Origin of the sequence: Kordiimonas sp. SCSIO 12610, assembly GCF_024398015.1 — a bacterium.
Classification (GTDB): Bacteria; Pseudomonadota; Alphaproteobacteria; order Sphingomonadales; family Kordiimonadaceae; genus CANLMI01.
The window spans coordinates 3,199,631-3,212,684 of the sequence record NZ_CP073747.1 but is presented as its reverse complement, the minus strand read 5'-3'; the positions used below and the strand labels follow the sequence as shown (position 1 = coordinate 3,212,684).

10 protein-coding genes are annotated in these 13,054 nt (G+C 46.2%); 7 read left to right on the top strand and 3 right to left on the bottom strand.

Annotation, left to right across the window (positions count from 1 at the left end; genetic code table 11):
* Window positions 1-6: 6 nt before the first annotated feature.
* A complete protein-coding gene (locus tag KFF44_RS14770; RefSeq protein ID WP_255935538.1) occupies window positions 7-777 on the bottom strand; it encodes a phytanoyl-CoA dioxygenase family protein in 771 nt (256 codons plus the stop codon).
* On the bottom strand, window positions 777-1,571 hold the full coding sequence (locus KFF44_RS14765) for a tyrosine-protein phosphatase (protein WP_255935537.1): 795 nt from the start codon (window positions 1,569-1,571) through the stop codon (window positions 777-779). Before KFF44_RS14765 ends, KFF44_RS14770 begins: the two co-directional genes overlap by 1 nt.
* A gap of 190 nt (window positions 1,572-1,761) precedes the next feature.
* On the opposite strand from KFF44_RS14765, the gene zapE reads away from it, so the two are divergent.
* From zapE to lpdA, 7 genes are all read left to right on the top strand, one after another.
* Complete coding sequence (gene zapE, locus KFF44_RS14760) at window positions 1,762-2,931, top strand: cell division protein ZapE (protein WP_370691175.1); 1,170 nt, start codon at window positions 1,762-1,764, stop codon at window positions 2,929-2,931.
* A gap of 239 nt (window positions 2,932-3,170) precedes the next feature.
* Complete coding sequence (gene mdh / locus KFF44_RS14755) at window positions 3,171-4,133, top strand: malate dehydrogenase (RefSeq protein ID WP_255935531.1); 963 nt, start codon at window positions 3,171-3,173, stop codon at window positions 4,131-4,133.
* A 42-nt stretch (window positions 4,134-4,175) separates the two neighbouring features.
* Entirely contained in the window at window positions 4,176-5,345 is a 1,170-nt protein-coding gene (sucC, locus tag KFF44_RS14750) for an ADP-forming succinate--CoA ligase subunit beta (RefSeq protein ID WP_255935530.1), read from the top strand.
* Entirely contained in the window at window positions 5,345-6,220 is an 876-nt protein-coding gene (gene sucD / locus KFF44_RS14745; protein WP_255935528.1) for a succinate--CoA ligase subunit alpha, read from the top strand. Before sucC ends, sucD begins: the two co-directional genes overlap by 1 nt.
* 57 nt (window positions 6,221-6,277) lie before the next feature.
* The gene (locus KFF44_RS14740; protein ID WP_255935527.1) at window positions 6,278-9,172 is read left to right on the top strand and encodes a 2-oxoglutarate dehydrogenase E1 component; all 2,895 of its coding nucleotides are present in this window, start codon (window positions 6,278-6,280) and stop codon (window positions 9,170-9,172) included.
* A 42-nt stretch (window positions 9,173-9,214) separates the two neighbouring features.
* Window positions 9,215-10,459 (top strand): 2-oxoglutarate dehydrogenase complex dihydrolipoyllysine-residue succinyltransferase, encoded by a 1,245-nt coding sequence (gene odhB, locus KFF44_RS14735; RefSeq protein ID WP_255935526.1) that lies wholly within the window; start codon window positions 9,215-9,217, stop codon window positions 10,457-10,459.
* A 119-nt stretch (window positions 10,460-10,578) separates the two neighbouring features.
* The gene (gene lpdA / locus KFF44_RS14730) at window positions 10,579-11,985 is read left to right on the top strand and encodes a dihydrolipoyl dehydrogenase (RefSeq protein ID WP_255935525.1); all 1,407 of its coding nucleotides are present in this window, start codon (window positions 10,579-10,581) and stop codon (window positions 11,983-11,985) included.
* Between the two features lie 80 nt (window positions 11,986-12,065).
* On the opposite strand, the gene KFF44_RS14725 is transcribed toward lpdA, so the two are convergent.
* Complete coding sequence (locus tag KFF44_RS14725; protein ID WP_255935523.1) at window positions 12,066-12,962, bottom strand: N-acetylmuramoyl-L-alanine amidase; 897 nt, start codon at window positions 12,960-12,962, stop codon at window positions 12,066-12,068.
* Window positions 12,963-13,054: the final 92 nt, after the last annotated feature.

Sequence of the window (13,054 nt, the reverse complement as noted above, 5' to 3'; positions counted from 1 at the left end):
CGCGGTTCACTGTGTTTGTTTTACCGCCATGGACCTTTTGAACACTGCGTTATTTTGAAGTTTATCCAAATCGGCTTCATCCGGCACGCAATCATCGGGCAGAAATTTGAGAATTTCGGGTATAGGATCGCTAAATAGAAGGTCAAAGGCAAACCTGTCTTTGCCGTATAAACCGCGGTGGATCATATTGGCTGAGAAAATTAGCATGTCACCTTTTTGAAGTCTGAGGGTTTTACCACCCATCAGGTCATGGTGCTTTAGTTTGCCATTCTGTTCCATGCGAGTGTCGAACTCTTCTTCAGTATCCCACCTTTTATGGGTGCCGGGGACGATCTCTATCCCATTTTCGTCCTTCAATGGGATACGGACATGCAAAGCATTTTGTTTGTCAAATATGGCTTTCTGCTCATCAAGTGTAAGCGTGTTATATTGAATATCTCGGTGCCAGTAGTTTTTTTGCTTTTTATTCAGTGGGTCAAAAAATATCTGGGTTCCCATAAATGCAAGGTTGTCAGATACATTCTCAGACAAGGCCTTATGGATTTTCTCATCGCTGATAAAGTTAAAAAGCTTAATTCTATCTTTCGAGGGCAGTATTCCTTTTTGGGTGATATAAGCGCTGTTTATTGCATGGCTCTGATAAAACTCGGTGTTTTCCAAAAGCCAGTTTTCATGAAAACTTAATAGAATATCGTGGATAGGGTTAAGCTCGTCAGGCGAAAATAGGCCCCGTATTACAATATAGCCATTATTTTCATATGTATGTACGCTCCTCATCAGGATAGTAAATTGTGTCTGAAAGTTTCAAGGCGTTTGGGGGTTAATCCCATTCCCTTTTCCAGATACTGGTCCATAGAGCCAAATTTTTCATCTATGGTTTTATAGGCAGCATGTAAAAAATCTTCTTTTACGCCAACAAGAGGTAAAACTGCATCCGCGTCAATCGCTCGGCCCGCCTTCTCTGAAGCCCATTCCGCGAGTTCCTTTGAGCTCGCTTTCAGATCAACCGCATCATTGGTCATAAGGAAATCAGCCATGATATCATCGCTGTGTATGTTGAGGGCTCTCATAATCAGAGCGCCTGCGATCCCCGTTCGGTCTTTGCCCGCAGTGCAGTGAAACAGGGCAGCCGTGTTGTCACTGGAATGATCAACCAAGACATCGAATAATTTTCTGAGGCCGTCAACATTTTCAATCGGAATGGTTTGAAACGCTAGAATAAACTGGTCATTTAACTCTTTTGCGGGGAAGGGCGATGTGGAGAGCTTCTCAAAAAGCTCCTTTACCCATGCGGCAGCGTTCCCTCCTATTGGTACCTCTCTGTAATCTGGTTGCCAGTGATTGTTCCAGGTGATTGGGCTGTTTTCTTTTTCACGTGCCGAGCGAAAATCCACAACTGTATCAATGTTGAGTGCTGCCATGTCTTTGTGCTGCTCGCTGTCTAGTTCGCTCGGGCGACCAGAACGATAGAGTTTCTTCCATTTAATATGACCGCCATTCAGTGATTTATAACCTCCCATATCGCGAAGGTTTTTGATGCCATTAATAGCTATCAGGCGGTCATGCTGCATGTTGTATCTCTTGAGGCTGTATACGTAAGAAAATAATGAGTATAATTAAAACAGATTGACTTCAAGAAATATAGTACCAAGTCTGAAATAGAATTGTGTGGTTCGTGCTTGCATGATACCAGACATGAAATGACTATGTTTGGTTTTTGTTGAGATGCACGTGACGACAAACAAAACAAAAAGCCCACAAATGGCTTATGAAGACTTAAAGGTCATAGGTGAAATTAAGCCTGATGAACATCAGGCAAATGCTGTTTCACATTTTGAGCGTCTTTATACCGACTTATCAGGATATCCTGAACTCACCCAAAAACGATCTTCGCTGTCAATCAAGAGTTGGCGGTTTGCTAATTTTTTCAGATGGTCTGGAGACGATAGAAAACCCCCAAGGGGGCTTTATCTTTACGGCGGGATTGGTCGCGGCAAATCTATGTTGATGGATTTGTTTCATGATTTAGCGCCTTTGAAGGCAAAAAAGCGTGTCCACTTCCATGAATTCATGCTGGATGTTCACGTGCGGATGAAGGAATGGCGCGGCTTTTCCGGGAAAGAGCGCATAGCGCACGGCGGCAAACCAGCAGAGGATGACCCAATTCCTCCCGTTGCACGCCAAATTGCACTTGAGGCAACGCTGCTTTGTTTTGATGAAATGCAGGTTACAGATATCGCCGATGCAATGATCCTGGGCCGTTTGTTTCGGGAATTGATGGAGCTTGGTGTTGTGATCGTTGCAACATCAAACCGAGTACCTGATGATCTATATAAGGACGGGCTTAATAGACAGCTTTTTATGCCCTTCATTGATATGATCAACAAAGAGTTTGATGTCGTGGCTCTTGATGGGCCGACCGATTATCGTCTGAACCGTTTTAAAGGTGTGCCAACATACTATACACCTATCAATGACAAAACGACTCAACAGTTATCTGATGCCTTTTTCAGGCTGACTGACCGGGATGTTGAAGACAGGGATAAGGTGCCCAGTGATACTCTTATGGTGCAGGGGCGCGAGCTTTTCGTACCAAAGGCTGCACGCGGCGTTGCGGTGTTTTCCTTCAAGCGTCTTTGTGCCAACCCATTGGGAGCGGCCGATTATCTTGCTATTGCTCGTCGGTACCATACGGTCATTATGGTTGCTATTCCGAAAATGAACAAAGAAAAGCGTAATGAAGCCAAACGTTTTGTGACGTTTATCGATGCGCTCTACGAACACGGCGTCAAGTTGCTTTGTTCGGCCGAAGTTGAAGCTTCTGAATTATATCCTTCTGGTGACGGGGCGTTTGAATTTGAACGCACGGTCTCACGACTCATGGAAATGCAGTCTGATGAATATATAGCCAGAGGGCATGGCCTTGAATAAATTTGCTATATTCTCGCGCCTTGAGCTGATGAAGTTGCTGATTTAAAGGTAAAATTACTTGAAAATACGAGTTGGTAACCATTCGTAAATCATTCGTGTAGAGACTTAAGACTAAGACCCCTTGCTTGATGGGATTAAACGCGCTAGGAACCATATATATTTCAATCTATTCAGCAATGAATTTTATTAAATCGCTGCTCCTCCCCGCAGCATGAATTAATTAACTGGAGTTTTCAGGAATGGCTCGTAACAAAATTGCCTTGATCGGTGCAGGTCAAATCGGTGGTACTCTTGCTCACCTAGCAGCCCTTAAAGAAATGGGTGATATCGTAATTTTTGATATTGTTGAAGGTATGCCACAAGGTAAGGCGCTTGACCTTGCACAAAGCGGCCCGGTTGAAGGGTATAACGCAAACCTCAAAGGTGCTAACGATTACGCTGATATTGCTGGTGCTGATGTTGTTATTGTAACAGCGGGTGTTGCACGTAAGCCAGGCATGAGCCGCGATGACCTTATCGGTATTAACCTAAAAGTGATGAAATCTGTTGGCGAAGGTATTGCTGCGCACGCACCAAATGCGTTTGTTATTTGTATCACAAACCCGCTTGATGCGATGGTTTGGGCACTTCAGAAATTCTCTGGCCTACCCACGAATAAAGTATGTGGCATGGCTGGTGTTCTTGATAGTGCGCGCTTTAGTCATTTCCTTGCGGATGAATTCAATGTTTCTGTTCAGGATGTGAACACATTCGTTCTTGGTGGTCACGGTGATACAATGGTTCCACTAACACGCTATTCAACAGTTGCAGGCATTCCGGTTCCTGATCTCGTAAAAATGGGATGGTCAACTCAGGAAAAAATTGATGAGATCGTGCAGCGTACACGTGACGGCGGTGCAGAAATCGTTGGCTTGTTGAAAACTGGTTCTGCCTACTATGCGCCAGCAGCAAGTGCAATTGAGATGGCTGAAAGTTACTTGAAAGACAAGAAGCGCCTTCTTCCGTGTGCGGCTTATCTTACTGGTGAGTATGGTGTTGATGAAATGTATGTTGGTGTTCCAACAATCATCGGTGCTGATGGTATTGAGAAAATTGTTGAAATCGATCTTCAAGGTGAAGAGAAAACAGGTTTCGACCACTCTGTTAACGCGGTAAAAGGTCTCGTTGAAGCATGTATTGCTATCGACGGTGATCTCGCATAATTGCAACTGTCCACAGGTTACTCATAAGGGGTTATAGGACAAATGAATATTCATGAATATCAGGCTAAAGGCCTATTGAAAAAATACGGTGCACCTGTTCTTGGTGGCGGTGTTGCCTATACTGCAGCGGAAGCTGTTGATGAAGCAAAAAAGCTTGGCGGTCCTGTATGGGTTGTTAAGGCGCAAATTCATGCTGGTGGTCGCGGTAAAGCGGGCGGTGTGAAAGTTGTTAAATCACTAGATGATGTGGAAGCAGTTGCAAAAGACCTTATTGGTAAAACGCTTGTTACACACCAGACGGGTCCAGAAGGTAAAGAGATCAAGCGCGTCTATGTTGAAGATGGCTGTGCGATCAAAAGCGAATTTTATCTTTCAATGCTTGTTGATCGTGAAACAAGTCAGGTTGCGATTGTCGCTTCGACAGAAGGCGGGATGGATATTGAGGAAGTTGCGGAAGCAACTCCTGAAAAGATCGTTACAATCACAATCGACCCTGCTGCTGGCTTGCAGCCATTCCATTGTCGTCAGGTTGCTTTCGGTTTCGGCCTTTCTGGTGCAGCTGCGAAAGCATGTCAGAAGCTTGTAGCGTCGCTCTACAAAGCTTTCACCGATCTTGATGCATCCATGTTAGAGATCAACCCGCTTGTTCTTACAGAAGATGATGAAATGGTCGTCCTCGATAGTAAGATGTCTTTTGATGGTAATGCACTTTTCCGTCACGCTGATGTTCGCGAGCTTCGTGACGAAAGCGAAGAAGACCCGAAAGAGATCGAAGCATCCAAATATGACCTTAACTACATCAGCCTGGATGGTAGTATCGGCTGTATGGTGAACGGTGCCGGACTTGCTATGGCAACGATGGATATCATCAAACTTAAAGGCGGTTCACCTGCAAACTTCCTTGATGTTGGTGGTGGCGCAACAAAAGAGCGTGTAACCGAAGCGTTTAAAATTATCCTTTCTGACGATAATGTTGAAGGCATCCTGGTCAATATCTTTGGTGGTATCATGCGCTGTGATGTGATCGCTGAGGGTGTTGTGGCAGCAGCGCGCGAGGTTGCGCTTTCTGTTCCGCTTGTGGTGCGATTAGAAGGTACAAATGTTGAGCTTGGCAAAAAGATCATGGCTGATAGTGGCCTTCCGATTATTGCCGCTGATGATCTTAATGATGCCGCTGAGAAAGTGGTTAAGGCCGTGAAGGAGGCCGCGTAATGTCTGTTCTCGTAGGTAAAGAAACTAAAGTTATCTGTCAGGGCTTCACTGGCGCACAGGGTACATTCCATTCTGAGCAAGCGATTGCATATGGTACAAATATGGTTGGTGGTGTAACGCCAGGTAAAGGCGGTTCAAAGCATCTGGACCTTCCAGTATTTGATACAGTTGCTGACGCACGCGAAGCAACAGATGCGAACGCATCTGTAATTTACGTTCCGCCTCCATTCGCCGCAGACGCAATCCTAGAAGCGATCGATGCTGAACTAGAGCTTGTTGTTTGTATCACAGAAGGCATTCCGGTTCTGGATATGGTGAAGGTGAAACGCGCACTTCGTAACTCTGGTACGCGTCTTGTTGGGCCAAACTGCCCTGGTGTTATTACACCGGGTGAATGTAAGATCGGTATTATGCCTGGTCATATTCATCGCCGTGGTAACGTTGGTATCGTATCGCGCTCCGGTACACTGACATACGAAGCGGTTGCTCAAACTACTGCTGCTGGCCTTGGTCAAAGTACATGTATCGGTATTGGCGGTGACCCTGTTAACGGTACTAACTTTATTGATTGCTTGGACATGTTCCTCGGTGACGATGAAACCGAAAGCATTATCATGATTGGTGAAATCGGTGGTTCCGCAGAGGAAGAAGCTGCGGAATTCCTCAAAGCAAGCAAAGTGAAGAAACCTGTCGCTGGCTTTATCGCTGGCCGTACAGCGCCTCCAGGCCGCACAATGGGCCACGCGGGTGCAATCGTATCTGGCGGCAAGGGCGGTGCAGAAGACAAAATCGAAGCAATGCGCTCTGCGGGGATCGTAGTGTCTGATAGCCCTGCGGCGCTCGGCACAACGCTTCTTGAAGCAATTAAAGGTTAAAACAGGCAAAAGAGGGGCGCGGTGATGAAAGCCGCGCCGTAACATATGGGTGCAGACATGGACCGAATTGCAGCGCTTGAAGGGGTTAGCCCAGCGTTTGTAGAATCCTTATATAGTCAATATCAATCAAACCCTGATAGCATTGATGCAGGTTGGCGTGATTATTTTAATGCGCTTGAAACCAGCATTGAAGCAGCGGGCCCAAGCTGGGCACGTTCCGATTGGCCACTTCGTCCTAATGATGATTTAACAACAGGCCTCGATGGCTCTGATATGTTTATCGAGAATGATAAACCTGTTTCTAAAGGGGGCGCTGGCCTTTCCGAAGAAGATATCCGTGCTGCAACGATTGATAGCATCCGCGCCCTCATGATGGTGCGCACGTACCGTGTGCGTGGTCATTTGATGGCAAACCTTGATCCCCTTGGTCTTGAAGATCGCCCGACCCATGCGGAACTGGAACCAGATACCTATGGTTTCGGACCAGACGACCGCAATCGTCCGATTTTTATGGACGGGGTGCTTGGGTTAAAGACCGCAACAATTAACGAAATTATTGAAATTCTACGCCGCACTTATTGTTCCAACCTCGGTGTGGAATTTATGCATATTAATGACCCTGAAGAAAAAGCGTGGCTTCAGCGCAAGATTGAGGGTCGCGACAAAGAAATCCAGTTTACCGACAAAGGTAAGATTGCGATTTTGAATAAGCTGATTGAAGCTGAGCATTTCGAAAAGTTTCTCGGCCGCAAATACACTGGAACTAAGCGATTTGGCCTTGATGGCGGTGAATCCATGGTTCCTGCCCTTGAAGGTGTGATGAAAACGGGTGGTCAGTTTGGCCTTGAGGAAATTGTCCTTGGTATGCCGCACCGTGGGCGCTTGAATGTACTTGCCAACGTGATGCAGAAACCTTATCGCGCGATTTTCAATGAATTTCACGGTGGTTCCTTCAAGCCTGATGATGTTCAAGGCTCTGGCGACGTAAAATATCACTTGGGGACAAGTGCTGACCGTGAATTTGATGGTAACAAAATTCACCTGTCATTGAATGCCAACCCATCCCACCTCGAAGCTGTAAACCCTGTGGTTATTGGTAAGGTGCATGCGAAGCAGTTCCAGAAAAAGGACGCTGAACACGCAAAAGTACTGCCTATTTTGCTTCACGGTGATGCGGCCTTCGCTGGTCAAGGCATTGTTGCAGAGTGTTTCGCGATGTCGGGTGTACGTGGATATAATTCCGGTGGTACGATCCATTTTATCGTGAATAACCAGATTGGTTTCACAACCAGCCCTCAATTCGCACGGTCTAGCCCATATCCGTCGGATGTAGCAAAAATGGTTCAGGCGCCGATTTTCCATGTGAATGGTGATGACCCTGAATCAGTTGTTTTTGCCACTAAAGTCGCGACAGAATTCCGTCAAACGTTCAAGCGTGATGTTGTGATTGATATGATTTGTTACCGCCGCTTCGGCCATAACGAATCAGACGAGCCTGCATTCACTCAGCCATTGATGTATGCTGCTATCAAAAAGCATCCTAGCGTCGTGAAATTATACGGCGAACGTTTGATTGCTGAAGGATTGATCACAGACGAAACATTCGCACAGATGCAAAACGAATTTGTCAGCTATCTGGAAGACGAGTTTGAAGCTGGCCGTGATTACCGTGTTAACAAAGCTGATTGGTTTGAAGGGAAATGGGAAGGTCTTGGCCTTGCTGACGAGGATCATGAGAAACGCCGCGCTCAAACTGGTGTAGCTGAAACAATGCTCCGTGAAGTTGGTGAAGTTCTGACGCATGTTCCAGAGACCTTCAACAGTCATCGCACGCTCAAACGTGTCCTTGATAACAAGGATAAAATGTTTGAAACAGGTGCAGGGTTTGATTGGGCAACCGCAGAAGCGTTGGCGTTTGGCACGCTTTTGAAAGAAGGCTATGATGTTCGCCTTTCAGGTCAGGATTGTGGCCGCGGCACGTTCAGTCAACGTCACGCTGTGTTCGTTGATCAGAAAACCGAAGAACGCTATGTGCCCTTACAGCATGTAGAAGAAGATCGTCACTTTGAAGTGTTGGATAGCCCGCTATCAGAATACGGCGTTCTTGGTTTTGAATATGGATATTCCACAACAGAGCCTAATACACTAACGCTTTGGGAAGCTCAGTTTGGTGATTTTGCCAATGGTGCACAAATTATCATTGACCAGTTCATCTGTTCGGCGGAAGCAAAATGGCTAAGGCTTTCTGGTCTGGTGATGTTGTTGCCACATGGCTATGAGGGCCAAGGCCCTGAGCATTCATCCGCGCGGCTTGAACGTTACCTTCAGTTAAGTGCTGAAGATAACTGGCAGGTAGCAAATTGCACGACGCCAGCAAACTATTTCCATATTTTGCGCCGTCAGATGCACCGCAAGTTCCGTAAGCCGTTGATTATGATGACACCAAAATCTTTGCTGCGTCATAAAAAAGCTGTCTCTAAGCTTGAAGAATTTGGCCCTGGGTCACAATTCCACCGAGTTCTTTGGGATGATGCTGAATATGGCGGCGGATCATCGATTAAGCTTAAATCGGATGATAAGATCAAGCGCGTGGTTATGTGTTCGGGTAAGGTCTATTTTGACCTCCTTGATGAGCGTGACAAGCGCGGTCAAGATGATACATATTTGTTGCGCGTTGAACAGCTCTATCCATTCCCACAGGCAGCCGTTGCTAAGGAACTTGCTCGTTTCAAGAATCTTGAGACAGTTGTTTGGTGTCAGGAAGAGCCAAAGAATATGGGGTCTTGGGCGTATATCAATGAACCAATTGAAGGTGTGTTAGCCGATTTGGATTTGAAACCAAAACGTGCCGTCTATGCTGGCCGTACAGCAAGCGCATCAACAGCAACAGGTCTGGCGTCAAGGCATGTTGCAGAACAAGAAGCATTAGTGGACCAAGCCCTTACAGCGTAAGGGTTTTGGATCAAACGATTTTACAAGGCAGGAGCACACATAGTGGCTATCGAAGATATTGTAATCCCACAACTTGGGGAATCTGTCGCAGAAGGTACAATCGGTACCTGGTTAAAACAAGTTGGTGACGCTGTCGCAGCTGATGAGCCAATTGTAGAAGTTGAAACTGATAAAGTTGCAATGGAAGTACCAAGCCCTGTTGCAGGTGTTTTGGTTGAACAAGTGGCAGCGGAAGGTGACACTGTTGAAATTGGTGCTTTAATCGCAAAGGTGGATACCGAAGGAAAAGGCGCTGCCCCGGCACCTGCTGCAAAGCCAGCGGCTGCAGCACCGCAAGCTTCCTCGCCATCACTGACACCCGCTCCTGCAACAGCAGCTCCGGCAGCAGCGAGTTCATCAAGTGCGGATTTGATGCCGATGTCACCTGCGGTAAGACGTATCGTAGAAGATTATAATCTTGACCCTGCTTCCGTCACGGGCACAGGTAAGGATGGCCGCCTTACGAAAGGTGATGTGCTAAAGGCAATTGAGGCTGGATCAGCGCGTACTATGAGTGCTCCGGTGCAAACTGTTGCTGCGACAAGTGGACCACGTGAAGAGCGTGTGAAAATGACGCGCCTTCGCAAAACAATTGCGTCTCGCCTTAAAGATGCCCAGAATACAGCAGCAATGTTGACGACATATAATGAAGTTGACATGACTGCGGTTATGGAAGCACGGAACAAATACAAGGATTTGTTTGCGAAGAAGCATAACATCAAGCTCGGATTCATGAGCTTTTTCACGAAAGCATGTTGCTTGGCGCTGAAGGAAGTGCCTGCGGTTAATGCCTTCATCGAAGGCGATGAAATCGTTTATCATAATTACGCTAATATCGGTGTTGCTGTGTCATCACCAAACGGCCTTGTTGTTCCTGTGTTGAAAGACGCTCAGGATATGTCCTTTGCGGACACTGAACTCGGTATTGCGAATTACGGCCGTAAAGCTCGTGATGGTAAAATGACGATGGAAGACATGCAGGGCGGTACCTTTACTATCTCTAACGGCGGTATTTTTGGTTCCCTAATGTCGAGCCCGATTTTGAACGCACCGCAATCTGCTATTCTGGGTATGCATAAAATTCAGGAACGCCCGATGGCGATCGGCGGTCAGGTTGTGATCCGTCCGATGATGTATTTGGCACTTTCCTATGATCACCGCATTATTGACGGCCGCGAGGCTGTAACGTTCCTCGTACGCGTGAAAGAGGCGCTCGAGGACCCAACTCGTTTATTGTTGGATATGTAAAATTAGCTGGCTTTTAGCCTGCCTGAGATATTGAATACTGAATTGAATGGGCGGGAGGTTTCCTGCCCATTTGTACGAAAGCTCTTATAAAATACCTTAAAAGGTGAAGGGACAAAATAATGTCTGATGCATTTGATGTAGTTGTAATTGGCGCTGGCCCCGGTGGATATGTTGCTGCCATTCGTGCGGCACAACTGGGCCTGAAAACCGCTTGTATTGATAAGCGTGAAACACTGGGCGGCACATGCCTGAATGTTGGTTGTATTCCGTCAAAAGCGCTATTGCATGCATCGCATCTATATCATGAAGCAAATCATGATTTTGCTAAATACGGCATTAAGGCCAAGGGCGTTGAAATGGATATCAAGGCCATGCTTTCCTCTAAAAGCAAGGTTGTTGAAGAGCTAACGGGTGGTATCGAGTTCCTTTTCAAGAAAAACAAGGTTGAATGGATTAAGGGTGCGGGGCGCTTTGCGGATAAAAATACTATTGAAGTTGTGCTTAATGATGGTGGCACGCGAACAGTGACGACCAAAGATACAATCATTGCAACAGGTAGTGATGTCGCGAGCCTTCCCGGTATCGAAATTGATGAGAAAAAGATCGTTTCATCAACGGGCGCGCTTGATATTCCAAAAGTACCAAAATCAATGGTTGTTATCGGCGGCGGTGTTATTGGCCTTGAGCTTGGTTCGGTTTGGAGCCGCCTCGGTGCTGACGTAACTGTTGTTGAATTTATGGATCAGGTTTTGCCGGGTATGGACGGCGAAGTTCGTAAAAACTTTGGCCGTATCCTCAAGAAGCAAGGTATGATACTGAAGCTTTCCTCTAAGGTAACAGAAGTGAAGAAAACCAAAGCCGGTGTTGATGTTACTTTTGAGCCAGTAAAGGGCGGTGACGGCGAAACAATCAAGGCTGATGTGGTATTGGTATCAGTGGGTCGACGCCCTTACACAGACGGTTTGGGTCTGGAAACAATTGGCGTTGAAATGGACGAGCGATCACGCGTGAAAATTGGTCATGATTTCTCTACCAACGTACCGGGTGTTTGGGCGATTGGCGATGTTGTCGAAGGGCCTATGCTTGCGCATAAGGCTGAAGATGAGGGTGTGGCGTGCGCCGAAAATATTGCGGGTCTAACAGGATATGTGAACCATGATGTGATCCCGGGCGTGGTATATACATTCCCTGAGGTTGCTTCTGTAGGTAAAACTGAGGAAGAACTTAAGGAAGCTGGTGTTGCATACAATGCTGGTAAGTTCCCGTTCACAGCAAACAGCCGCGCGAAAGCAAACCAAAGCACTGATGGTTTCGTGAAAATTCTTGCGGATAAAGAAAGTGACCGTGTTCTTGGTGTTCACATTATTGGTGGTGACGCGGGTAATATGATTGCACAAGCAGCGACAGCGATGGAGTTTGGTGCAAGTGCAGAGGATATTGCCCTAACATGCCACGCGCACCCAACTGAAACAGAAGCAATGAAAGAGGCTGCGCTTGCTGTTCATAAGCGTACTATTCATATGTAATCTGTTTACTGTTCCTTGGGATAGTCGGACATTTAGAACGAAAGCAAATAAGCCTGTACCGATCTGGTGCAGGCTTATTTTTATCGATCCAGCATTATCAGTTTCAGTAATTTATCAGGATGATATTTCTCTAGGAGTGCAAACAGAATTGCTGATGTAGTCGGTGTTGGAATACCTGAGATATCCTCTGGTTGAAAATGCAGCTGAAATGCTCTCACGACCTTACGGGTTTGCTTGTCAAACGATCCTGTTTCTTCAATCTTATATCCATAGCTACTGAGTGCTTTCTGTACTGTATGGATACTGCGGGGGGCCTTGATATGTGTATCTCTATACCTATTGAAAGCTTCTTCGTCATACCACGCACCAAAACCTTGTTCATAAAGCTGCTTCCAAGGGAATAGAGGGCCAGGGTCAACCTTCCGGTCTGGCGCTATATCTGAATGACCTACGATATTGGTTGGCGAAATATCAGGATGGCGTTTCTGAATATCAGATAATAAGTCAATAAGCAGGCTGATCTGCTGGTTGGGATAAGAATAGAAGCTACAGATATCGTTCAAATTAATTTCAATAGCAGAAAATTCAGGCGATGTATTTTCGGTGCATGTGGGCACATACACAAGTTCAATGCCGATTGACTGATCATTTAAACCGGCTTTCCCTTGCCAATCGCTTTGACCAGCATGCCAAGCCCTCTTGCTCTCCGGCACCAATGCATATGCTTTTAGTGACCTATGCGGATATGTTGGATCGTCAGGGGCCGGGATTAAATAATGTGCGCTCACGGGATTTGCGGATGGTTGGGTCAGGACTTCAAGCGACTCCTGAAAATCAATTGTTGTGTGATGAATGATTATCATTCGCGCCCGTGTATTATAATTCGCTGAAGGATATTCGATATATTTGGCACTTTGACAGGCGGTTAGAAAACCAAATACCAAAACAATTAGAAACTTAATATGGTTGCGCGACATGGACAAACCTTGTGGTTAAGAAGACCCAATGATGCTTTATTACTTCCATTAAAGTCAAAATGTTTGAGTCATAGCGACGGCTATTGCCGCGT

Bases quoted from the DNA above. Each gene is read 5' to 3' on its own strand.
- KFF44_RS14770 (WP_255935538.1), bottom strand. From the start codon at position 777: ATGAGGAGCGTACATACATATGAAAATAATGGCTATATTGTAATACGG.
- KFF44_RS14765 (WP_255935537.1), bottom strand. From the start codon at position 1,571: ATGCAGCATGACCGCCTGATAGCTATTAATGGCATCAAAAACCTTCGC.
- zapE (WP_370691175.1), top strand. From the start codon at position 1,762: ATGGCTTATGAAGACTTAAAGGTCATAGGTGAAATTAAGCCTGATGAA.
- mdh (WP_255935531.1), top strand. From the start codon at position 3,171: ATGGCTCGTAACAAAATTGCCTTGATCGGTGCAGGTCAAATCGGTGGT.
- sucC (WP_255935530.1), top strand. From the start codon at position 4,176: ATGAATATTCATGAATATCAGGCTAAAGGCCTATTGAAAAAATACGGT.
- sucD (WP_255935528.1), top strand. From the start codon at position 5,345: ATGTCTGTTCTCGTAGGTAAAGAAACTAAAGTTATCTGTCAGGGCTTC.
- KFF44_RS14740 (WP_255935527.1), top strand. From the start codon at position 6,278: ATGGACCGAATTGCAGCGCTTGAAGGGGTTAGCCCAGCGTTTGTAGAA.
- lpdA (WP_255935525.1), top strand. From the start codon at position 10,579: ATGTCTGATGCATTTGATGTAGTTGTAATTGGCGCTGGCCCCGGTGGA.
- KFF44_RS14725 (WP_255935523.1), bottom strand. From the start codon at position 12,962: ATGTCGCGCAACCATATTAAGTTTCTAATTGTTTTGGTATTTGGTTTT.